The sequence below is a fragment of the Vibrio methylphosphonaticus genome, assembly GCF_023634655.1.
GTDB classification, from domain to species: domain Bacteria; phylum Pseudomonadota; class Gammaproteobacteria; order Enterobacterales; family Vibrionaceae; genus Vibrio; species Vibrio methylphosphonaticus.
Genome location: NZ_JAMKMS010000009.1, coordinates 89,153 through 112,844, shown reverse-complemented (window position 1 = coordinate 112,844; position 23,692 = coordinate 89,153). Strand labels below are relative to the sequence as shown.

At 41.0% G+C, this 23,692-nt stretch carries 25 protein-coding genes and 1 pseudogene; 3 read left to right on the top strand and 23 right to left on the bottom strand.

Going from position 1 to position 23,692, the window contains the following annotated elements:
• Nucleotides 1-3: 3 nt before the first annotated feature.
• From rfbF to M9196_RS12385, 23 genes and pseudogenes are all read right to left on the bottom strand, one after another.
• Complete coding sequence (gene rfbF / locus M9196_RS12495) at nucleotides 4-774, bottom strand: glucose-1-phosphate cytidylyltransferase (RefSeq protein WP_250617863.1); 771 nt, start codon at nucleotides 772-774, stop codon at nucleotides 4-6.
• Nucleotides 775-795: 21 nt separating this feature from the next.
• On the bottom strand, nucleotides 796-1,734 hold the full coding sequence (locus M9196_RS12490) for a glycosyltransferase (RefSeq protein ID WP_250617862.1): 939 nt from the start codon (nucleotides 1,732-1,734) through the stop codon (nucleotides 796-798).
• Nucleotides 1,735-1,737: 3 nt separating this feature from the next.
• On the bottom strand, nucleotides 1,738-2,418 hold the full coding sequence (locus tag M9196_RS12485; RefSeq protein WP_250617861.1) for a class I SAM-dependent methyltransferase: 681 nt from the start codon (nucleotides 2,416-2,418) through the stop codon (nucleotides 1,738-1,740).
• 3 nt (nucleotides 2,419-2,421) lie between these two features.
• Nucleotides 2,422-3,921: an MATE family efflux transporter gene (locus M9196_RS12480; protein ID WP_250617860.1), complete on the bottom strand. Its 1,500-nt coding sequence runs from the start codon at nucleotides 3,919-3,921 to the stop codon at nucleotides 2,422-2,424.
• Nucleotides 3,922-3,938: 17 nt separating this feature from the next.
• Nucleotides 3,939-5,081 (bottom strand): hypothetical protein, encoded by a 1,143-nt coding sequence (locus M9196_RS12475; RefSeq protein ID WP_250617859.1) that lies wholly within the window; start codon nucleotides 5,079-5,081, stop codon nucleotides 3,939-3,941.
• A gap of 27 nt (nucleotides 5,082-5,108) precedes the next feature.
• Complete coding sequence (locus M9196_RS12470; RefSeq protein ID WP_250617858.1) at nucleotides 5,109-5,879, bottom strand: oxidoreductase; 771 nt, start codon at nucleotides 5,877-5,879, stop codon at nucleotides 5,109-5,111.
• Nucleotides 5,880-5,883: 4 nt separating this feature from the next.
• A complete protein-coding gene (locus tag M9196_RS12465; RefSeq protein ID WP_250617857.1) occupies nucleotides 5,884-6,684 on the bottom strand; it encodes a nitrilase-related carbon-nitrogen hydrolase in 801 nt (266 codons plus the stop codon).
• Nucleotides 6,684-8,003: a glutamate-1-semialdehyde 2,1-aminomutase gene (locus M9196_RS12460; protein WP_250617856.1), complete on the bottom strand. Its 1,320-nt coding sequence runs from the start codon at nucleotides 8,001-8,003 to the stop codon at nucleotides 6,684-6,686. Before M9196_RS12460 ends, M9196_RS12465 begins: the two co-directional genes overlap by 1 nt.
• A 3-nt stretch (nucleotides 8,004-8,006) precedes the next feature.
• Nucleotides 8,007-8,723, bottom strand: a complete 717-nt coding sequence (locus M9196_RS12455; RefSeq protein ID WP_250617855.1) for an acylneuraminate cytidylyltransferase family protein — start codon at nucleotides 8,721-8,723, stop codon at nucleotides 8,007-8,009.
• Nucleotides 8,724-9,785 carry a nucleotidyltransferase family protein gene (locus tag M9196_RS12450; RefSeq protein WP_250617854.1) on the bottom strand — a complete coding sequence of 354 codons (1,062 nt, stop codon included), beginning with the start codon at nucleotides 9,783-9,785 and terminating at the stop codon, nucleotides 8,724-8,726.
• 15 nt (nucleotides 9,786-9,800) lie between these two features.
• Complete coding sequence (locus M9196_RS12445; protein ID WP_250617853.1) at nucleotides 9,801-10,454, bottom strand: acetyltransferase; 654 nt, start codon at nucleotides 10,452-10,454, stop codon at nucleotides 9,801-9,803.
• Entirely contained in the window at nucleotides 10,447-11,520 is a 1,074-nt protein-coding gene (gene neuB / locus M9196_RS12440; RefSeq protein WP_250617852.1) for an N-acetylneuraminate synthase, read from the bottom strand. Before neuB ends, M9196_RS12445 begins: the two co-directional genes overlap by 8 nt.
• Nucleotides 11,517-12,185, bottom strand: a complete 669-nt coding sequence (locus M9196_RS12435) for a PIG-L deacetylase family protein (protein WP_250617851.1) — start codon at nucleotides 12,183-12,185, stop codon at nucleotides 11,517-11,519. Before M9196_RS12435 ends, neuB begins: the two co-directional genes overlap by 4 nt.
• Nucleotides 12,182-13,069: a methionyl-tRNA formyltransferase gene (locus M9196_RS12430; protein ID WP_250617850.1), complete on the bottom strand. Its 888-nt coding sequence runs from the start codon at nucleotides 13,067-13,069 to the stop codon at nucleotides 12,182-12,184. The genes M9196_RS12435 and M9196_RS12430 overlap by 4 nt, the downstream gene beginning before the upstream one ends.
• A complete protein-coding gene (gene neuC / locus M9196_RS12425; protein ID WP_250617849.1) occupies nucleotides 13,060-14,241 on the bottom strand; it encodes a UDP-N-acetylglucosamine 2-epimerase in 1,182 nt (393 codons plus the stop codon). The genes M9196_RS12430 and neuC overlap by 10 nt, the downstream gene beginning before the upstream one ends.
• Before the next feature lie 4 nt (nucleotides 14,242-14,245).
• Nucleotides 14,246-15,391 carry a LegC family aminotransferase gene (locus tag M9196_RS12420; protein ID WP_250617848.1) on the bottom strand — a complete coding sequence of 382 codons (1,146 nt, stop codon included), beginning with the start codon at nucleotides 15,389-15,391 and terminating at the stop codon, nucleotides 14,246-14,248.
• A gap of 12 nt (nucleotides 15,392-15,403) precedes the next feature.
• A complete protein-coding gene (locus tag M9196_RS12415; protein WP_250617933.1) occupies nucleotides 15,404-16,594 on the bottom strand; it encodes a UDP-N-acetylglucosamine 4,6-dehydratase in 1,191 nt (396 codons plus the stop codon).
• Between the two features lie 23 nt (nucleotides 16,595-16,617).
• Nucleotides 16,618-17,172 (bottom strand): dTDP-4-dehydrorhamnose 3,5-epimerase, encoded by a 555-nt coding sequence (gene rfbC / locus M9196_RS12410; protein WP_250617847.1) that lies wholly within the window; start codon nucleotides 17,170-17,172, stop codon nucleotides 16,618-16,620.
• Nucleotides 17,173-17,184: 12 nt separating this feature from the next.
• A complete protein-coding gene (gene rfbD / locus M9196_RS12405; RefSeq protein WP_250617846.1) occupies nucleotides 17,185-18,078 on the bottom strand; it encodes a dTDP-4-dehydrorhamnose reductase in 894 nt (297 codons plus the stop codon).
• Nucleotides 18,075-18,962 (bottom strand): glucose-1-phosphate thymidylyltransferase RfbA, encoded by an 888-nt coding sequence (rfbA, locus tag M9196_RS12400; protein WP_250617845.1) that lies wholly within the window; start codon nucleotides 18,960-18,962, stop codon nucleotides 18,075-18,077. Before rfbA ends, rfbD begins: the two co-directional genes overlap by 4 nt.
• A gap of 79 nt (nucleotides 18,963-19,041) precedes the next feature.
• Entirely contained in the window at nucleotides 19,042-20,103 is a 1,062-nt protein-coding gene (gene rfbB, locus M9196_RS12395) for a dTDP-glucose 4,6-dehydratase (RefSeq protein ID WP_250617844.1), read from the bottom strand.
• 193 nt (nucleotides 20,104-20,296) lie between these two features.
• A pseudogene (locus M9196_RS12390) lies at nucleotides 20,297-21,442 on the bottom strand (MBL fold metallo-hydrolase RNA specificity domain-containing protein); the annotation flags it as partial.
• Nucleotides 21,432-21,779, bottom strand: coding sequence for an MBL fold metallo-hydrolase (locus M9196_RS12385; RefSeq protein WP_406707680.1), 348 nt, complete (start codon nucleotides 21,777-21,779; stop codon nucleotides 21,432-21,434). The pseudogene M9196_RS12390 and the gene M9196_RS12385, both read right to left, overlap by 11 nt.
• Before the next feature lie 214 nt (nucleotides 21,780-21,993).
• Between M9196_RS12385 and M9196_RS12380 the strand changes: the two genes are divergently transcribed.
• From M9196_RS12380 to M9196_RS12370, 3 genes are all read left to right on the top strand, one after another.
• Entirely contained in the window at nucleotides 21,994-22,632 is a 639-nt protein-coding gene (locus M9196_RS12380) for a transposase (protein WP_250617843.1), read from the top strand.
• A 141-nt stretch (nucleotides 22,633-22,773) separates the two neighbouring features.
• Nucleotides 22,774-23,061 carry a hypothetical protein gene (locus M9196_RS12375; protein ID WP_250617842.1) on the top strand — a complete coding sequence of 96 codons (288 nt, stop codon included), beginning with the start codon at nucleotides 22,774-22,776 and terminating at the stop codon, nucleotides 23,059-23,061.
• 225 nt (nucleotides 23,062-23,286) lie between these two features.
• The gene (locus M9196_RS12370; RefSeq protein WP_250617841.1) at nucleotides 23,287-23,517 is read left to right on the top strand and encodes a hypothetical protein; all 231 of its coding nucleotides are present in this window, start codon (nucleotides 23,287-23,289) and stop codon (nucleotides 23,515-23,517) included.
• The last annotated feature ends 175 nt before the right edge of the window (nucleotides 23,518-23,692 follow it).

Below are 23,692 nucleotides of genomic sequence, written 5' to 3'. Positions count from 1 at the left end.
TCATTACCATGTTTTCCATTTAGCTTGGTTGCTCTCAAACATTTCATTGAGTTTTTGTTTATCATTCAGAGAGTCCATACACTTCCAGAATCCCTCATGTTTAAACGCCATTAACTCTTTATCTTGCGCCAATTTCTGTAGCGGTTCTTGCTCAAATACAGTGCTATCACCACCGGTGATGTAATCAAAAACATTGGGGTTACACACGAAAAAGCCCCCATTAATCCATGAACCATCGCCCTTTGGTTTTTCAGCAAAATTTTCTACTACTGAATTATTAATCTCCAAAGCACCAAAACGACCATCTGGCTGGACTGACGTCATCGAAATAGACTTACCATGAGATTTATGAAATTCAACCAACTTCGTGATATCGACATCCGACACACCATCGCCATAAGTCAGCATAAACGGTTCATTACCGATAACATCTTGTGCTCGTTTAATACGACCACCTGTCATAGTATGCAGGCCAGTATCCAGAAGCGTTACCTTCCAAGGTTCCGAGGTGTTTTTATGAATCTGCATCTCATTTGTAGAAAGATCAATCGTAACATCGCTTTGATGCAAAAAGTAATTAGCGAAGTATTCTTTGATGTAATAGCCTTTATAGCCCAACAGAATAACGAAGTCGTTAAACCCATGCTGAGAATACATTTTCATTATATGCCATAATATTGGCTTTCCACCGATTTCAACCATCGGCTTTGGGCGGATATCTGTTTCTTCACTTAATCGAGTGCCAAAGCCACCAGCAAGTAATACGACTTTCATATAAACTCCAAATAGATATAATTACTTAATGTGTTTCTTGTACAAACCTAAAATAACCATAAATTTAAACGTAAAGTTTGAAAAGAAGGTTTTTCGATAGAAAGGTCCCCACAATGATATTTTAATTCTTGTCAATATATCAGAGTCGAGCAATCGCATTTTACTAACTATTGCACGAGAGCTTTCATAATCATCAAAAAAACTTAATTTTTCTAACTTAACTGCCTCGTCAATTATTGAATTTTGATAAATAGAGGCATTTATGTTCTTCCTGATGCTTGTTATTTTTTTAAAAAGACTACGCTTCGCTCCAACGACATTATTTTCATGTTGCCGATAAAGAATATAAGAGTGTTCATCCGCAATAATATTCCCCGTAATTCCAGCTATATAGACAATCCAAGTATCATGCATCATAACGCCATACTTTTGTACAACAGGTAAACTCATGGATACAAAGTGTTTTAACCTTTCATTGAAGAACATTGTACACCCTGCAACTGATGCTTCACAGAGTGTATTAGGCAGATCAAGCTCTCCTAACTTGGGACTCATCGACAGAAATTTCAATTCGTGATCGACATTTTGAAGACGACTACAATACAAAGCTGGTGTGCCTCGCTCATTCAATGAGCTGAGGCAAGACTCTGCTTTTAGTAGCTTGTCTTCTAACCACACATCATCTTGATCAGCAAAACAGTAGTAATCGTATCCATCAATTTCGGTAAGCTTAGTTAAAAAACTAAGCGCTGGCCCGAGATTTTGGCCAAGCTCTACTTTGATATTCTCGGGATATCTTCTTGCATAATCCAATAAGATAGCTGCTGTTGCATCCGATGAACCATCATCTCTAATATAGATAATTTTCTTTCCTGGCCAGTTGCAACTAAGGATACTATCTAACTGCTCTGAAATATACTTACTTCCATTATAAGTAGACATGATTACTGCTAATTTCACTAATCAATCCTTAGATGCTTTGGGTTTTAGACGAAAGCCAAACTGAAGATAACGAGTATCCCCCCCTAGCATAAGAAAAAAGGGCCAATAAACAATCGACTTAATCCAACGCTTAGCATGCGAATTTGAATTCACAATAGAATTAATTCCGCGCATATCCTCAATCTCAAACTCAAGATCTGCAAACGTCCTCTTTAAACTTTTTTCGGTAAAAAAACGTACGTGAGTCCTGTCTAGAACTCCAAAATCTTGATACTTCCAATCTTTATTGAGCAAAAGCCCTTTTAAATTATCTAAATATCGAACATTGGGAATGGAACCAGCAATAACACCATCAGGGGCAAGCTTCGTTTTCAATGATTCAATAAAGCCATTATGATCGTATATATGCTCAATCACATCATTGCAGACAATCAAATCAAAGTGTTTATCAGGTATTCCTTCACATACTTCATCGTAAAAACCATTAATGAAACGATCTTGCTGGTTAACAAGGCTCTCTTTCGCTAATTCTATTGATGCCGAATCTGGTTCAACTCCCCAATATTCGATATTAGTATCGAGATTTTTCCTAAAAATGGCACTACCACAGCCAATTTCTAGAACTCTTTTGTAATTTTTTGGTAGAAAGCCGACGACTTCTTCGCGGCGATGCATTCGGTAATCATCCTGAAATTCGTTCACTCATTAACCTCTAATTTTTTTAAATCTTTTATTAATCATTGATAGAATATTCACACCACATTCTATTCTCATGTAAGCAACACAAAATACAAAGATAAAAATAGAATACATAATAGAAAAATTCAGACCTTGATAAAGTAAATTATCAGACATTGTAACCGAAGCCTTTTTAAGACCGAATGAAAATGCAACCATCACTACCAATGAATATATTTGATACCAGAATCTATACTCTGTCTCTTGAATTCTATTTATGAACCATAAGCCAACATTAACCATGATAATCTGAACCAAGACCATTTTTAAGGATAATGCTATTGATCCTGAAGGGAATATTCCGCTAGATATTAATCCATATGAAACGATAATACTAATCATCATTCCGGCAATACCAATCTTCATGTAAACTTTTGTTTCTGACATTGCATAGAACATTACACCGACCAATTGTCCCAAACTTTGATGAATAGGAAAAAACAGCATAATAGAAAACGGTATTATCGCATCAGAATAATCAAGCCCAATCAATTTAGTTATAATCACGTCAGACCAAGGCATCAAATATGCCGCAATACATAACGAAGATAAATATATTGTTTTAGTTGCATTGAAAAATAGTTCATTTACTTTAACCTTATCATTATTCCCTTCTGCTTCTGCGATTTCCTTCCATATCACTTTAGAAAGCGAAGCGGAAAATAATATACTTATCGCCGCAATTTTACTGGCCACTGAAAAAAAAGCTTGTTGTTCAACACCGTTATACTCTTGCAAGAACCAAGCATCTAAGAATTGATATAGGAAGTTGAATATTGAGAAAACAATCAAAGGTTTACAATATGTCATAAACTCATTTCTAAATTGATTGATATTATATTGAAGATTTTTATCCAAAAATGAACTGATATTTTTTTTAAGAAAAAAAGCCAGAAATATGTACGCAAAAAAATAAACAAGTATGGTAGAAGCAAAAACTAACATTGGCTTAGCTTGCCCGTTGCTAGCCAAAGTATATACTACTGACATCATCACCAAAGAAATAACAACATTAATTTTTTGTACGTAAATCGTCTCTCTAAATGACTCAGCAACTTGACTGAACGCATTCCACAAGTGATATTGAAAAAAAACAGCAGTAAAAGATGTAATAAGAATGGCTTTTTCATCTGTAAAAAGAAACCTTTCAATTATATTATCTGGCACAAAAATAAATAATAAAAGTAAAAATATTACATACTGAAAACAAATCAAAGAAGCATAATATTTAAAGAAGATATGCGACCTTTTCCCTTTAGAAATAAAGGTATAAAAAGCACTGGATGTTCCTAGATCAAATAGAGATATTGATGCGATAAAACTAGCTAGAAGAAAACTATACTGACCAAAAACCTCACTCCCCATACTTTTCGCCAAAATCACTCCTACACTAAAAGAAGTGATTGCTTTAATTATATTGGCAATAAATGTAATGACAAAACGACTAGAAATGCTATGAATGTTCAAAGTGACCTACCTAATTCTCATCGTCTTTTGCTTTGTACATATTCGAGTAATACATCTATATTATCTTTATCTATAGAATCAATAGAGTTAATGTAATCTTGATATAGCATTCTATATTTATCTTTTGAAATTGATATGGTGTGATTTTTATCAAACTTTTCTTCCGTGGAGATAATCTCACAGCCAAGAGCGTGAGCATAACTTTTTAGCATCCACCTCTCTCTATCAATCAATATTTCATCATCTAACATTATCACTGGTTTATTGTAGATTACAGCATAATTAAGAGCAGTACTATAATGTGTCAAACACCACGCGCAATCATGAACGAGCTGGTTAGTAGTTTTATCAAAAATAGCTCGTTTACCAATATATTTTTTGTATGCTAGGTGATCTTTCATTCGAGGATGCGGAGAGATCAAAACACGAAGACCAAATTTATTTTCAACTCGGACTAAAAATGCTTCAAGTCGAGCAAAGTATCCATCTGCTTTACTTTCAATATTATAGCCCATCTTTTCATTGTCACTATGGAATGGTAAACACTGATCTATTAGAAGAATATAAGGTGTTGAATTATCCTTATTTTCAGTTACTTGATGAAATGCTGAAAACCCATCAAAAGACTGCCCTTGAATAATATCAGTTTTAGCCCCCACACCTAAATAGTTATCCTTAGCCTTTATTCCTCCAGACTGAACAAAATCATAGTTATATTTTGGTCTTCTATAGGTCCAAACCTTGAATAGTTGAGCAGCTATACTTTTAATCGACTTACCAGAAATTCGGTCTAGAATAGATTTTTTTTCTATAGTTGAGGCTGGTTGAGCCCCCATCAATTGAATTCCGACTAAGTTAGAGTTATTCATTGCGAGTTTATGCAACTTGACCTTGGCATTACCATTGAAAACTATGATGTCATTTTCATCAACATTGTGCATTAGCTCCTCATAGTCATTGACGGTATGGCATATAGAGCGTTCTACATTCTCTGGTGTTATAATACTAGATATACCATCAGATGAATTCCATTCTATTTCACTAATGTCGACTATATGTACGGAAAATCCTAAGTCTGCTAGCTTTTTTATTCCGAAGCTAAAATACTCTCTCTCAGAGACTCTAACAATACTCACATACCAAAACTTAAATTTACTCACGTAATGTATAACCCTAGAAATAAATAATTAAATAGTAAAGCCATCATCAATCACTATATTCTGACCTGTAACATATTTAGAAGAATCGGATAGTAAGTATATTACCGATTCTACCATATCTTCCGCTTTTAACATTCCAGTGCCATTTGTTTGTTCTTTATAAGCTTGTATAAATTCTTCTGGTTGTGAATCTATTAGCCCTCCAGGACTAATACTATTTATTCTAAACTTGCTATTTTTCACGTAGGCACATATATACTTATTTAAATGCAATATGGCTGACTTTATTACTGCATACTCAACAGGCATAGTCATCGATGTACCATCATATATTTCGAACTTTGGTGCAATTACACCATAAACCGACGATACATTCACGAGAGCGAATGAGCTATCATTTCTCATAAAGTACTTGGCACATTGTTGAGAAAAAAGAAATGCCGAGCCCAAATGAAGGTTTATATTTTCATTGAAGCTATCTAAGGTAACGTCAAAAAAATTCCCACCATAGGTGGCATTCCTAGGATATGTGCAGTTAACTGCTCCAGAAACGTTTTCCACATTTTCCCAAAACTCTGATAGCATCCTACTATCATTAATGTTGAGTTCTTCTGTATGAATGTTTTCTTCTGAAATTGCAATGCCTACGCTTACAAACCTTTCCTTCATAGCTGCGACATTAATATCAAGGGCTATCACCTCACCACCAGATTTCAAGATTCCTTTGACTACCTGAGCTCCTAAAAGGCCACCAGCACCAACAACTACTATCTTTTTTTTTGTAAGCAATTCAGCCATCCTGCTACCTATCAAACTTTCTATAAATGTCTTGCTGCCTATCATCAATGAATGGGAAATTTTTCCTTATAACTTTCACGGTTTCCAGGTCAATTTCAAATAATTCCCATTCATCTGTAGAGTGTGCAGACGTGACTCTATCTCCTTGAGGATCAAAAATGGCTGAAGATCGTTCATACTTCAAACCTTTTCCATCCTCCCCTGTACGATTAACACCAATCACAAAACCTTGAGTCTCTATCGCTCTAGCTTGTAACAACGCCAACCACTGATTTGTCCTGGTTGAAGGCCAGTTAGCAATGTTTACAATCGCTGTCGATTGATGTCGATACGCTTGGTAGATTTCGGGGAAGCGGAGATCAAAGCAAATTGTCGCGCCAATAGAGATTCCCCCGATATCAAATACCTTTAAGGCCTTACCTTTTCTTATATACTCACTCTCTCCTGCATAGGAAAATGTATGTATTTTATCATAGTGCCCAAGTAAGTGACCTTCGGAGCCTATAGCTTGAAGCCTGTTCGTAACACTTCCGTCCTTCCCTTTTGCAAGGAAGCCATATAAGTGTTCTGTATTAGTTCGCTTACTTAAGCCAGAGAAAAACACCTCTGCTTCAGATGCTCCATCGACCAACTCTGGCAATGCGGGATTATCAATAGAAAAGCCTGTTAACGTTAGCTCTGGGTAAATGATCAGATCTACATCCGGACAGGTTTGCTTAATCTCATAAGAAATTCGTTCACAATGAAACTTATTGGCTGTTTTGTCTTCCCACACTTGATCCAGAGACACCAAAGCAACTTTCACTAGTTAACACTCCGAAATACGGGCTTTATCGCATCCCCTACCAACCACTCATCAACAGAGCCGGCATCTATTGCTTTTTTATAAACAGAAAAAGCATGCTCCAATGCAACCTCAGTTAATTTGAGTTCCGCCTCTCCATGACGTTGGCACAGAGCTATCCAAGGCATTAATACGCCATTTTTTATCATTTCTTGAGAAAAAAGCGTTCGAAACTCTAGACTTGCCTGCCCATCGGGACCATAAGTCATGTACCAGGGAGAACAAGAAACGCCACCAGCAACAAAGTATTCACCAACACCCGCTTCTTTTGCTTTTCGGTTCATTAGCTGAATAAGCTTTTCACCGTATTGCCACAAATGCTCTACTGTATTGTTTTCTTTTAAATACTCCACTGTTTTCACAAACGCACCCAAACCACACATCTCCGCCCCATGCGTGGTAGAAAGCAAAAATAAGCGCTCTGTTCCCAGCTTTTCGATAGAGCCAAGTTCCATGATTTCCCGCTTACCACCAACTGCAGCAACAGAAAAACCATTCGCCATCGCTTTGCCGAAAGTACACAAATCTGGTTCAACATTATAATAATGTTGCGCACCTTTAATATCCCAACGAAAACCTGTAATCATTTCATCTAATACAAAGACAATTCCGTGTTTATTACACAACCTTTGTACATCATGTAAAAAAGTTTCTCCTTCTACTTCCCTAGAAGGAGCGGGGTGAGCCATCGTACTAGGTTCTAAAACAACACACGCGATCTCATCAGGGTATTCTTTTATTAACGTTTCCAACGAATGAATGTCATCATAAGAAAACATTTTGGTTTGATCTATGACCTCTTGAGGAATACCTTTCTTAATCACCGTAGAGCCAATAAACCAATCATCATAAGAAAAGAAAGGATGTTCGGCACAACGAGCTACAAGCTTACGGCCAGTATAAGCACGCGCCAGCTTTACAGCAGCTGAGACAGCAGTTGAACCATTCTTGGTAAACTTCACCATTTCAACAGAATCAATAAGGTCGATAAGTAGCTCAGCAGCCTCTAATTCGATCACAGACGCACGAGTAAGGTTGTTACCATTCTTAATTTGCTCGAATGCTGCCATATCAATAGCATCTTCTGCATAGCCAATATTTACTGCCCGCAAAGCCATACCATAATCCAAATATGATTGGCCATTGGCATCAAAGCAATACGCGCCTTCACCTTTAGAAAAGATTTCAGGAGCATTTTCAGGATATTGATCATAACCTCGAGAATAAGTATGTGCTCCACCAGGTATCGCTTTTAATAGACGTTGCGTATAACTTTTCATTTGTTACCTTCTAACAAGCTCAATATTTTTCAAAATGGTTTCGATAAAAAGAAAATCAATAAGTGTATCGACCTCATACCGTTTCCAAGAGTCACTCAAGTAACCCATTGTGTTTCCATGGTAGAAATTTTTTTTATTTTTGTATGTTTCAACATCTGAAATATACAAACTACCATCGAAACAGTACGCATCATCGATATCTTGTCGTCGTTTTGGGGTTTCAAAGTCACCACCAAAATACTTTTCAATTTTTCCGGATGGCAAAGTCTTAACACAAAATTCTGGGTGGCTATCTTCAACTAGAGAAATTCCAACTATCGCTGTATGCTCACTTTCATGCAATAACAGTAGAGCCCTATCGATATCTTCTGTTTCCGTTAGTGGGGATGTCGCTTCTAACAGCACGATATAATCATATTTCGATTCTTTTTCACAAAAACTTAAAGCATGCAAGATAGCATCAGAAGAAGGTGATGAATCTGCAGCAAGATGCTTAGGCCTCATGAATGGGACTGTAGCTCCAGCGGCTTTCGCAGCTTCAGCGATAAGTTCATCGTCTGTGCTCACAACAATTTGATCAACATACTTTGAACTAAGAGCGGCTGAAATAGGCCACGCAACCAATGGTTTACCTAGCAAGGGTTTAATATTCTTGCCCGGAAGCCCTTTACTGCCTCCACGCGCAGGAATAACCACTAGGACTTTTTTATTATCAATCATTTATACTATCCCAAGTGAATGAATATCTGTTTGAGCACGATTAAAATCATCCATTCGGCCAATATCTAGCCAATATTCATGGATAGGAAACATAAAGATGTTGTCCCTCTCATTCATATGTCGTTCTAGTAGTGTGGGCATATCAATATGGTAGTTTTCAGGAACCGATTGGATCACTCGTGGTGATACAATATAGATCCCCGCATTTACGAAGAAACGTTGAATAGGCTTCTCAACCATACTGTTTATTTTGTTCCCCTCACCATTAATCACACCATAAGGGATTTGGTAATCATATTCACGAACACACATGGTTGCATCGGCTTTGTTTTCAATATGAAAATCCAACAAACGCTCAAAATCCACCTTTGTAAGTACATCACCATTAATCATAATCAACGGCAAACCCTGAGGTATGTCATCAGGTAGCAAACCTAATGCTCCCCCCGTACCAAGAGGCTCATCTTCATGTACGTACGAAATACTAATACCCAAATCACTACCATCACCAAAGTGTTGATGGATTTGTTCAGGCATATAGTGAGTTGAAATATAAAAGTTACTAAAGCCTGCTTTAATGAAACTTTTAATCACCGTTTCTAATATCGGCTTGTCGCCAACTTTTAGCATAGGTTTAGGGCAGTTATCAGTCAGAGGACGCAAGCGAGTACCAAAACCACCAGCCATAATAAACACTGGATTCTGATATCTTTCTTTGCTTAATGCGCTATGTAGAGTCTCCAACCCAACAACTTGATTGTCTTGGTCAAGCAGCGGCACGGAAAGAATTTGCTTACGCTCCATTAACTCCACAAGTTTTTCTTTTGAAGTGCCTTGTAAAGCAGTTATTGGGCTAGTGTTCATCACCTCGGCAACAGAATCTGTTAGCATTAAGTCATTAAGAAGACCACGTCGGATGTCACCGTCAGTCACCATTCCTCGTAATTTCTGATGACTATCGATGACTACAGCCACACGCAATGCTTCATTATTAATAATCTCTAGTGCATGCTTGATTGTACTTGTTTCAGTAATTAACGTTTTCTGCCAACAATGACTCATGATCTACCTTTATTTTTATAAGTTCTTTCTGATTAGGGCTCTAGCGGGATATGCCGTAGTATTAGCGGCTAAAGACTTTGAAAGGTTGACACCAGATCCTACGACAGAACCTTGACCAATAGATAGCCCTTGAATAACTGTCGCACCCGCACCTATATAAGCATTTTCTTCCGTCACTACCTCACCACACAGAGTGGCTCGGGGGGCTATATGATTGTATGCACCTACATTACAATCATGCTCTATCAGCGCACCCGTATTTACAATGCAGTAGGGGCCAATTTTAACCCCTGTTTGCACTATCGACATTGGTAGTATTTGCGCTCCAACCTCTATTTTTGAATAGGGCGACACTAACGCACTGCTTGATATGACCGTTTCAAACTGATAGCCCAAAGAGAGAAAGTATTCATTAATTTTTCGCTTCAAGCCAGACTTGGGCATCATACCAACCCCATTGACTAACCGTACTTGGTCATTGGGGAAGCTGAGGACGTCATCATCATCTTTCAGATGCGTTATACCTGAAAAAACTGCCCTTTGGCTTATATCTTCAGGGCTCACAACAGCAAGAACTTCTCTTCCCTGCTGCAAAAGTATTTCCATTAAAACGGACGCATGCCCCCCACCACCAATCATTACGATAGGGTGCACTGATTGGTCACTCAACGATAAGCTCTCCAACACCATAATCTTGACTAGCTTTACAACCAAGTAGCTTCCAATACTGATATGGAGAAAGCCCATTACCAGGTCGCTTAATAGTTAAATTTGACTCATCCAACACGTCTCCATTCTTAATTGGCGTTGCTGCAACTAAGCTTTTACGTACCACTGCTTTATTTCTTACTTCAGATACTGTTGGTGTTTTAACCCCCGTCCCTAAAGCCGTTTCAACTTGACGAATAGCCTTCACCATCGCTTCCAATTCTTGAGGCTCAAGAGAAGCTTTATGATCAGGGCCTTCCAGATGCTTATCTAAAGTAAAGTGCTTTTCTATCAAAATCGCACCTCGAGCAACTGCAGCTATCGGAATAGTAATGCCTTCACTATGGTCTGAATATCCAGCGGGTAATTCAAACGCCCGAGCTAGAGTATCCATTGCTTTTAGGTTAATTTCCGCCATTGGTGCGGGATATTCCGTTGTACAATGAAGAATAGTTACTTTATTTTGAAGCGCTTTTTGCCCCTCTACAGAGGCATAAGCCTCTTGAAATGCCTCTAATGAAGGCTGCGCAGATTCACTAGCAATGAAGCCAAATGCCATCACACCCAAAGCTGTTTCAATCTCAGATAGCGTCGCCATACCTGTGGATACAATAAGATCGCACCCAGTCCTTGCATGCTCTAAAACCAAGGGGGCGTTGGTTAACTCACCGGACGGCAGTTTTAACCGCTTCAATCCTAAGTCATTAACTAAAAAGTCTAAGCTCTCAAGATCAAATGCTGTCGATAAAAACTCAATTCCTAATAAACCACAATGTTCAACAAGCTTATGGTGTGCCTCATAAGACAATTCCAAACGGCTCAGCATGGCCAGTTGAGACTCTTGTCTTTTAGTATTCACCACTTGGTAATCGGCTTGCTTTGCTTCTTCAGTAACCAAGTTCTTCGCTTTAAATGTCTGAAATTTGACAATATCAGCGCCTGCTTTATGAGCAGCCTCAATAAGCTTAATCGCCAAACGCTCATCACCATTGTGATTTACGCCGGCTTCAGCAATGATTAATGTCATAAAACCTCCTTTAGTAGCGTAAATGCCTCTGCCGCTTCCGAATTGCACTGCACACCACGAACATGAGCTAAAGCCTCTAGCGCTTTTCTCGAACGAGGAAATGGAAAATCGTGCACTTCAGATTCAAATATCTCTAAAATATCTAATTTTTTATTGAGGAATTCTGCAATGTCAAAGAACACCGTTGGTTTAAAGCCTCCATCCTCTGGCTTCATACCAAAATCAGTTTCAGACATTGTTTCATAAGCCAGGACTTTTTTGACAAATGGGTAACGGAAAGTTTTAGTTGCAGACATCACTGCATCAAATACAATCTCATGATCACTGTGAGCATCATTTCGATAAACTGTAAATACCATTTCAGGCTTAACATCATTAACCACTTTACAAATAGGCCCAATCACATCACCTTTAGGTAAGGTTTCTAGCCGAGCTGGCGGGAGTTTAAGCTCATGAATCGCAGCGAAACCATATGCAGCAGACACCTTTCGTATTTCTTTGTCTCTTACTTGAATTTGAGTATCCGTAAATCCTGATAAAGGGGTCATTCCTGTAACCAATAACCAATGAACCTCATATCCTTGCTTAATTAGCTTCAGAATAGTCCCACCGCAGCCTAAAGTCTCGTCATCCGCATGAGGGGCAACCACTAAGACTCGCTTCATAAGTAATCTCCTACGTCTATATCACACGGCTCTACCCCGTAGAGCCAAATAGCTTCACTGCCAGCAGTTTTAACCAACAACCCGTCGATGGTTTTTGACAACACCTTTCCTGGTTCAATGTTGATAGGATAAGACTCAGGAGAAATAGAGCTACTCTGAACTATATGATGGGCTTCATCAAAGAGAAACTCTGCGCCAGGGTATGGCGGCGCTAAAGCTCTAATCAAATTGTGGATAGACATCGCACTCATTCGAAAATCAATCGTCCCGTCTTTTCGACCTCGTTTCCGCCAATACGTAGCTTGACTATGTTCTTGCTCAGTGAACGTCACAGTACCACTGACAAGATTAGCACCAACTTCTGTTAATTGTATTTGCGATATCTGTATAATTTTCTCGTATAGTCTAGTCGCATTATCACTAGATTCGATAGTTACTGGAACTTGGCTAACTATCGGGCCAGAGTCCGCCCCTACGTCCATAAGAAAGAATGTAGATGCTGTCTCTTCTAACCCAAGAGCCAATGCCCAAATTATCGGGTGTCGACCTCGATTGCTAGGCAGTCTGGCTGGATGAAAACCTATGACACCCAACCTAGGCAGAGCTAACATTTTTTCACTTAGTAAGTAGCTCCAACCAATACAGAAAATCACATCAAGATCGAACGTTTCCAAAAATCCGACTGAAGCTTCCCGATCCTTTGGGTTCTCTATGTGGAAAGGTATACCCCTCTCCACACATAATGACGTTAAGTCACAAAAATCCGCATTAACGGCGGATTCTCCTCTTGTAACTACAGCCGCAACGGTTAGCCCTTTTATCTTGACCAATGTTTGTAACGCAGCTCGACTTGAGTCAACGCAGCCAATAAAGCCTACTCGCATGATGCTCGCCCCAGCTTTATATCAAAGAATGACTTATAGACTAAGTCATCTAAACTTTCAGTAAGAATAGTATTAAGAATCTTATTCGAACTGTTCCCCTCACCATACGGGTTTTGCGATTGAAGACATTTATCTCTAAAAGAATCGCTTAATGACTCAGTAATTGCAGCAAGAATAGAAGTCTTATCACCATCACAGTTAATGACCGTATCGCCAGCAAGCCGGCCCTTTTGGCGGTTACCAATATTAATCGTTGGTACCTTAAAAGTAGGTACTTCAATTAATCCACTGGATGAATTACCAATAACCAAATCACAATGCTTAAGCGCACTAAGGTACCTAAGTTGCCCAAGCGATTGAACAAGCAAAACGCGACCGTGCAACTCAACCTTAAACTCTTCCAGTAATGCTATTAATGATCTTCCATGCGTGTCTGCATTTGGATAAGTAATCAAAAATTTATAGTCAGGATATTGACGCAATGCTTCAAGAAGTTGCTCTAAGTCTTTAACAGCACCGTCTCTACTCAGAGTCACCGGGTGATAGGTAACAACCATAAACCGAGTATTAGTCACATCAAAGTCAATGGATTCAGATAACGCTTTACGAGACAGAAGCTTAAGAGCCTTAATACTATCTATTCCAGGCGCACCCACATTGAAAACATGACTAGGTTGCTCACCTAATTGTATGACTCGCTGTCTATACTCTTCCGTGGCAGTAAAATGCAAATGAGACATCTTTGTGATTGAGTGACGTACTGCCTCATCAATTAACCCTTCTGTCGTTTCACCACCGTGAATATGAGCAATAGGTACTTGTGCGACCATCGCGGCCTGACAAATAGCCATAGACTCAAATCGGTCACCCAAAACCAATAATAAATCAGGCTTTGTTCTCGCTAACGCATCAGCAGCGCCGATCAATGCCAACCCCATCGATTTTGCAATACCAACAGGCGTGTCTGAAGACAACAAAAACTCCAGTTTTTCAGTGACCGGAAACTTATCTGCCTCAATTTGATTTATCGTTTTGCCAAATTCAGGAGATAGATGCATACCGCCTACATACAATTGGAGTTCAGCTTGAGTTGACTCAGCTAATCCCTTAATAATCCAGTATAAAAGTCCATACTCAGCACGAGTCCCCGTAAAAACCGCTATTTTTCTCATATTATTAAATCTCTGTTGGCGTACTTGGAAGATTGATTAAATGCGCTTCCAAAAATTCAGAATAGGAAAGATCGCCACATATTGAATGTTCAAACATTGGCAAACGGTGCATTAATTGCCAAACTGGCCGAGTCATCACGCCTAAGCCATTAGTCTCGGCTAGAACTTCGTCTCTACTTTCCTTATCTGGGCAAACAACGGCATTTAGCCAATAATTAGATTTAGCGTATGCGGGTTCAGTAACAAACTTAAAATCAGAGCCGGAAAAAAGGTCACTATAGCCTGTCGCTATTTGTCGCTTTTGCTGAAGGTAGCGTTCAATCACTTCCATCTGTGCACAACCCAATGCCGCATTTAAATTAGGCATGCGATAATTAAACCCAGGCTCATCATGAAAGAACTCATATATATGTGGGACTTTTGCAGTCGTGGTGACATATTTCGTACGTAGCCCTAATTCTTGGGTCTTACATAGAACCATACCACCACCGCCCGTCGTGATAATTTTATTACCATTAAAGCTCACTGCTCCAAATTCACCAAACGTACCGGTATGCTTACCCTTGTAGAAAGAACCTAGACTCTCTGCCGCATCTTCTACTAAAGTAATATTCCACTTCAAACAAACAGCAACCAGTTCATCCAATTCCACTGGATGACCAAATGTATGCATAGGAACGACAGCTTTAATTCTTCGACCTGTTTGCTTATGAACACAGCCCGTCTCGGTTACCTCTGCATATTCACTTAAAAATGTATCTACAGCCTTCGGACAAAGCCCTAAGCTCACAGGGGATGCATCGACAAAAATAGGCTCAGCCCCCATATGATAAAGAGCATTGCAGGTTGCTACAAAAGTTAGAGCTTGTGTAATAACAAGATCGCCTCGTTGAACATCAGCCATGTACAAAGCCGCATGCAGTGCTGCAGTACCATTAACCGTCGCTACCGCTTTGGGCGCTCCTGTATACGCTTCAACCCTTCGCTCAAAGTCATCAACAAATTTACCAACGCTAGAAACAAAAGTACTTTCAATCGTTTCCATTACGTAAGCTTTTTCGTTGCCATTAAACGTTGGTGCGTGCAACGGAATGAATTCGTCGGTTTTATAGGTATCTCTTACAAATTCAACTATAGATGTCGCTTTCATTACTTACTCCGCTTACATCTTGCTATCTAGGTATTTGCCGGTTTCTTTGTGCCCAAAATCAGGGAGCATGGTAAAAAAGAGTTTTACAATTTCCTCCTTGGTCCAAGCTCGTTCGCCTTTCATCTTTGAAATACTGTTTTCAAATAAGCAAAGTAGCTCTTGCTCATAAAAAGGGTCATTTTTAATAATGCCTAAATTTGCAAATCGAGACATGTCCAACTCTTCTTTATCCGTGAAAAACTCTTCGAAGTCTTTTTCGCCCGTAGTATCACTCGACGTAAATAAACAAGGCCATTTACCCTGTGCAGGAAGAGTTTTTGCAAGTTCTCGCGCTTCATCTTCTGCTTCACACAAGTGAGGTTCGAAACCACGTTGCTCAAGGTACTTTATCGCAATATCTGCAAAAGAAATAAGATGCAGGGCTTCACTTAATTTAGGAAAAAAGATGTCGCGGTTTTCACCAAAAATACAAGACATCAAGCAGAGTTCGCCAGACTCTTGCGGAGTCACGAAATAACGTTTGATATCATTTGGGGCAACTATCGGTTGATTTTTCTGAATACGCTGATTAAAGCCATGCAGTAATGAACCGTCTGAAAACGCTACGTTTGCAAAGCGCGCGGTTGAAATCGCTATCTGTTCACTTTTACGCATCAGGAACATTTCCATAATACGTTTAGACGCTCCCATCATATTGACAGGGTTGGCAGCTTTATCAGTGGATACGCAAAAATACTTTTTCACGCCAACATCAATCGACTGTTGAATGGTTTTATCAGTATTAAACACATTCACATCAATCATTCGCATTAAGGTAAAAGGATCTTTTTCACTACGAACATGCTTTAACGCAGAAAGGTTAAGTACATAATCATATTGCCCATCCGCTTTGATAAAGGCATCGTACTCAACAGAGCCAATATCAAGAGCAAACGTTTGAAAGTCACCATTAATATAACCATACGAGCTGCGAACATCTCTTACCAACTCAACCATATTATTTTCACTGATGTCAACAATATGAAGTTTTAAAGGGTTGCGCTTAAAAATCTCTTTCGTTACGGCCTGGCCAATAGAGCCAGCGCCTCCTAACACCAAAAAACGAGACTGAGAAACTACTTCAGAAAGCTCCTTTTCGCTATCACTAATATCGTTTGCAAATAGAGGTTGAGTTCTGCCAATTAATTTCAAAATACCAGTCATCATTTCTTTCCCATAATTTTTTATTACAGCAATACATTGCCAGATAAACCTGAAGCGTCGCCATCTTTTTGAGACAAAGACAAAACAGTCGATGAATCAATAGGCCATTCAATCCCAATCTCCGGATCATTCCATAGAATCGAATGCTCCGCACTAGGGTTATAGTAATCCGTACACTTATACACAAATTCCGCTTCGTCACTCGTCACGTAAAATCCATGCGCAAACCCTTCCGGCACCCAAAGCTGACGTTTGTTTTCAGCAGATAGATACACACCAACCCATTGACCAAACGTTGGCGAGTCTTTGCGTACATCCACCGCTACATCAAACACTTCACCGGAAACAACACGCACTAGTTTTCCTTGGGTATTTTCAGTTTGGTAATGTAGGCCGCGCAGAATTCCTTTACTGGATTTTGAGTGGTTGTCTTGCACAAACGGAGTTGGCTTGCCACCAGTAACGAGCTCTTCAAATTTCTTTTGCTGCCAAGTTTCCATAAAGAAACCACGCTCATCACCAAACACTTGTGGTTCGATGATTTTAACTTCTGGGATATTGGTATCGATAACTTTCATTATGATTTACACCTAGCTATACGCTTGTATATTTTTTAGAGCCTGATTCCAGTCACTTGGTTTAATACCAAAGGCGGCTTCGATTTTACTGCAATCCAAACGTGAGCTTGCAGGGCGTGGTGCAGGAAGTGGGTATTGGTCTGCAGTAATTTCATTCACAACAGGCACCGAGCCTAACGCGCAGTGCTCACTCGCAGCAGTAAAAATCGCTTGGGCAAATTCATACCAGCTAACATGAGGTGCACCGGAGAAGTGATACACACCAGAAATATCCGCGGCGCCACGCTGAAACTCGTCCATCATAGTAATGAGTGCAGTTGCAATGTCACCCGCGTAAGTCGGGCCACCGAATTGATCACCAATAATGCCAAGCTCTGAACGCTCTTTGCCTAATCTCAGCATGGTTTTCACGAAGTTGTTACCATGCTCACCAAACACCCAAGCGGTACGTAAAATCGCATAGTTTGAGCAAGTATCAGACACTGCTTGTTCACCGGCTAATTTACTTTGCCCATAAACACTGGGAGGGTTGGTCACGTCTGTCTCTGCGTAAGGTTCAGACTTAGTGCCATCAAACACGTAGTCGGTTGATATGTGCAGCAATACCGCGCCACACAGTTCTGCGGCCTGCGCTAGATATCGCGGTCCGTCACGGTTAATTGCGTAGCTTAGATCAACTTCCTCTTCCGCTTTATCGACCGCCGTGTGAGCCGCCGCATTAATAATAGTGTCCGGTTGAAGCGCTTGAATAACAGCATTAACCTGCTCTTCGCTAGTAATATCAAGATCCGCCCTATCATAAGCCACCACCTCGACATCCGCTCTTGGTGATAACTGCGTGACTAAGCAATGCCCTACTTGACCATGTGCGCCAGTTATTAATACCTTTTTCATCTTCGCTGTCATCGTGACGCCTTCTTGCGCTTTTCTTCAACCAGGCGCGCTAAATACTGACCGTATTCATTTTTCATCATGGGTTTTGCGATGCTGAGAACGTCATCATCACTCAGCCAGCCATTGCGCCAAGCGATTTCCTCCAGGCAGGCAATTTTCAAGCCTTGAATATTTTCAATGGTTTGAACAAAAGAAGACGCTTCATGCAAGCTTTCATGCGTCCCCGTATCAAGCCATGCAAAACCACGGCCTAACAATTCAACGTTAAGCGAGCCATCTTCAAGGTACCTTTGGTTTAGCGTAGTAATTTCTAGCTCGCCACGCTCAGAAGGCTCAACTTGCTTTGCCCACTCCACGACACGGTTGTCATAAAAATACAACCCGGTAACAGCGTAGTCAGATTTAGGTTGCATCGGCTTTTCTTCAATCGACACCGCTTTCATGTTGTCATCAAATTCAACAACACCAAAACGCTCCGGGTCTTTCACTTGATAACCAAATACACTCGCCCCGTGCTCGCGACTCGCGGCATTTTTTAGGGTTTGCGAGAATGATTGACCGTAGTAGATATTGTCACCTAACACCAAGCAAACTGAGTCGTCACCAATAAACTCTTCACCAATAATGAACGCCTGCGCTAACCCATCCGGGCTTGGCTGAACTTTATATTCAAGGTTGATACCGTAATCGGAACCATCACCAAGTAGACGCTGAAAACCAGCTTGGTCTTCTGGTGTAGTAATGACCAAAATGTCACGAATACCGGCAAGCATCAGCGTAGAAAGCGGGTAATACACCATTGGCTTGTCGTAAATAGGAAGGAGCTGTTTAGAAGTGCCGCGAGTCAAAGGGTACAAACGAGTGCCTGAGCCACCCGCGAGAACAATGCCTTTCATAGAAAATTTGGTCCTTGCTTCTTGGTGCTAGGTCCTAGGGAGGAGCCTTAATACATAGCACTTAAATGAATGAAGTGAGTTATTTGGTACCTAGGCGTTCGCCAGAATAAGAGCCATCTAAAACGCGACTCCACCATTCTCGATTATTCAAGTACCACTCTACCGTTTTACGAATACCCGATTCAAAGGTTTCTTGCGGCGTCCAGCCAAGCTCGCGCTCAATTTTTGACGCATCAATCGCGTAACGCACATCGTGTCCAGGGCGGTCAGTGACATAAGTAATAAGGTCTTGATAGTGAGCAACACCGTGGGGTTTATTCGGAACCAATTCTTCTAACAAGGCACAAATGGTTTTTACGACGTCAATATTGGCTTTTTCATTATGACCGCCAATATTGTAGGTTTCGCCCACCACACCTTCTGTCACCACTTTATAAAGGGCACGCGCGTGATCTTCCACAAACAACCAGTCGCGAATTTGCATGCCATCACCATACACAGGGAGAGGCTTACCTTCTAAGGCATTCAAAATCATGAGTGGGATCAGTTTTTCTGGGAAGTGGTAAGGCCCATAGTTGTTAGAACAGTTCGTCACTAAAATAGGGAAACCGTAAGTTCGCCCCCACGCTCGTACTAGATGGTCAGAGCCTGCTTTGCTTGCCGAATACGGGCTGCTCGGTTCATAGGAGGTCTCTTCGGTGAAGAGGTCATCCGTCCCTTCTAAATCGCCATACACCTCATCGGTAGAGATATGATGGAATCGAAAAGCAGCTTGCTTGTCGCTGTCTAGCGCTTTCCAGTATTGACGAGCTACTTCGAGTAAATTAAAGGTTCCAACGAGATTGGTTTGAATAAACGCCGCAGGGCCATCGATAGAGCGATCAACGTGCGATTCCGCCGCTAAGTGCATCACGGCGTCAGGCTGATGTTCAGAAAACACACGCTCTAACGATGACAAATCACAAATATCAACCTGTTCAAAGACATAGCGCGTATTGGATTCCGTGTTAGGCAAAGACTCTAAGTTACCCGCGTAGGTTAACGCATCGACATTCACCACACTGTCTGCCGTGTTAGCTAAAATGTGTCGAATAACCGCGCTGCCAATAAACCCAGCACCACCAGTGACCAATATTTTCATACACTACCTTATCATTAAGCACGCTACCGCCCTTGGGTTACGCTCCCAAAGGCAATATTCCTGCGATTTAATACTGAACCTTAGTGTTTAAATTAAACGCGACACCCAAGGTTAAACTGCCCAAATTGTACCTGACTTCACTGCTGAGTGCGATAGATTATCCCTAGCTTCAAAGCCCCCAGAACCTCACTATCTAGCTGATAAGTTTAGCTGAAGGAAGCCGCTCCGTCATTTTCCGAACTAACGCCTCTTTGCCCTGTGTTTCACCATGGATCAGGTGCAATTGTTTCAGATATTTTGAGCAGCCAACCGCGAACTCAACCAAATCGTGTTGGTCAGCATGAGCCGAATAACCAGACATGGAATGAACGCTTGCTTCTACCTCAATGCGACTGCCATCAATCCATACCACCTTGTTACCTTGCTGAATCTCTCGTCCTAGCGTCCCTTGTGCTTGATAGCCACAAAACAACACATCGGTTCGTTTATCAGGCAAGAGGGCCTTTAAATAGTTCATCACTCGTCCGCCTTGGCACATACCGGATGCCGACACAACTATCGCCGCCTCTGCTGTTGACGCCAATCGATTAACCACTCTCTGGTGCTCTCGATGACTATCTACGATAATACATTGGGGAAAATTCAACGGTTGGCGGCCTCGTTGTAGTCTACCTTTAGCCTCTTGAGCCCAGAGCTTACGATACTTGCGATAGGCTTTTGTGACCTTCACGGCCATAGGGGAATCAACGATAATCGGTAGAGCAGCGCTCAATTGGTGTTGATACAGCAAAGACTCGATATCAAACAGCAGTTCCTGAGTCCGGCCAACACTGAATGCAGGGACTATAATGGCGCCACCATCTTGTAAACTGCGTTTAATTATAGCGAGTAGTCGCTCACTTCTCTGTTCAATGCTCTCATGCTGTTTATCACCGTAAGTCGACTCCATAAACAGATAATCAGCTCGCTTAGGCGGCACTGGATCAGGCAATAACGGCGTACCACGAGGACCTAAATCTCCCGAAAACACCGTAATCTCATTGCTAGGTAACTTAATTTCCACATAGGCACTGCCTAAGATATGCCCCGCAGGGTTAAAACGTACATAGCTAACATAGCCCTTACCCGCCGACTTAATGGGGGTCCATTGGTGATAAGGCTGTGGCTTTAACTGTTTACGGATCAACTCAATAATGCGTGTCCGTTGTATTTTTCTCAGACCCAATTGCAACTTAAGTCCGTCCTCTAACATAAGTGGAACCAGATAAGCGGTGGCGTGAGTGCAATATATAGGACCGCGAAACCCTGCTGCCAACAGCCAGGGAAGCCTACCGATGTATTTTTCTCAGACCCAATTGCAACTTAAGTCCGTCCTCTAACATAAGTGGAACCAGATAAGCGGTGGCGTGAGTGCAATATATAGGACCGCGAAACCCTGCTGCCAACAGCCAGGGAAGCCTACCGATGTGGTCAATATGAGCGTGAGTAAGCACTAACGCACGAACGTGACTCAGGGGGAAATCAATACTTAGCGTACGCTTGGCTGCGTCACCACCTTGAAACAAGCCACAATCAATCAGTATCGAATCCTGCGCTATCTTCAGCTCATGGCATGATCCCGTCACGGTATGCTTGCCTCCATGGTGAATCACACTCACTTTCCCTGTTAACTGCATTCGTCACTCCTTGATTGATGTTCAAAGCGTGTACTGTGGCGCATCTTCCTTTTTACTCAAACAATGCCATGACGCTCTACGTATTGGCTCGCACTATCTCATACCAAAATCCAACTCCGCCTCCCCACAGCCACACTATATTCAAATGTCATTCTATTAGGTGTCAGAGTCATTTGACTCTGACACCTAATAGAATGACACCAAGGGGAGCAACATGGGCCGTAAACACAGAGTCGTAGCAAAAAACATCACACAACACATCACTCAACGAGGACACAGCAAAAAATCATGCTTTTACGATAACGCCGATAGACTCGAGTACTTAAAATTACTCTTAAAAGCGAAAGCCAAATATCCCGTAGATATCCACGCCTGGGTATTGATGAGTAATCATATTCATCTCCTTGCGACCCCAACAGAAGATGACGCTCTAGTACGTATGATGCAATCGCTGAATACTCAGTATGTTCGATACTTTAACCGCAAGTACTCGCGCTCTGGTTCTCTATGGGAAGGAAGATACCGCTCGTTCCCTATAGAAACAGAACGCTACATGCTCGAAGTGTACCGATATATAGAACTTAACCCTGTTCGAGCCGGTATTGTCATGGACCCTAAACGCTACCTATGGAGCAGCTACAAAACAAATGCATGTGGAAAAACAAGTGTATTGGTGACGGCTCATTCCCAGTATCTCGCGCTGGCAAACACCCAAGAAAAAAGAATCCTCGCCTATAACGCCCTTTTTGACCTTGCTATCGAAAGCCACCCTAACTTTGGTATCAGAGTCGAAAACTTTGAGTCAAAAACTTTGGTGTCAGAGTCAAATGACTCTGACACCCTGCTTGGCTAGACAACAATAGCCAAAGACGTTACATTAACAATTGCGCAACAACTGTAACAAGTGCCGTGTGGTGAATAACTCATACTGTGTCGGCAATACTATTTAGGCGATAGCCATCGTCTCATCACAGACCGTTATCAAGGAAGATTTATGGAATGCAGCTCTCTTACGTTATGGGTCGAACTACCCGAAACCCGATTTGCTCTTGCTTGGGGGCCAATAGAAGATCCCAAGGCGTCTAATCTTTGCTGGAAAGGCATTGAAAACGACACCGCTGCCACTTCAAACGCTAGTCAATTCGTGCTGGAACTTAAAACCAAACAAGGCCAGCTCAAACAAAAACGCTTAAACGCTCAAGACGTCTCAATGCTCATTGAACGCTGGAAAACAATAGAAGTAGAAGCACTCACAGGGCAAGACCTTGACTTACATTGGTAAGAAATCATACGGTTATGCAACACATCACGCCCTGTTTATTTATTGGGCACAACCTCTAATTGATAGTGTTATAAATTAGAGGTTCATTCCACTTTTGACGATCTCAATTAATGAATCGATTCTAGCTGCCGTATTCTATTAATGTCGCTGATTACAGCATTAATCATTAATAGCAAACTGCTTCAAGGATGTGAGCAGTTACTAACAATCGGGAGTTCATCATCAATGGGGTTTGCACTTACACTACGTTATGCATCATTTCGCCACAAAAATAAAAGCGTTGGGCGATTCATTGAGCTTGCTGTTGTGGCCGTCGCTATGGTCGCGATTGGTTCATTACTGGCAACTGAAAATATCCAAATTATCCTAGCTTCACTTTGCGCACTTTTCTTTTGCATTGGATCATTCTGGTTTTTCAAAAAATCTGACGACATGCGTCGAACCATGGCGGACTAGGTTTTAGGTTGCAGGTTTCTAGGTTCTAGGTTCTAGGTTCTAAGAATCGGGGATAGAACGCGAACACACCACAATCAAAACAACCACGTATACGAAATCACGTGTTAATAAAGCCAGAACTATAAATCGCCTACAAAAAAGCCAGCGACTTCACATTCCGTCACTGGCTTTTTTA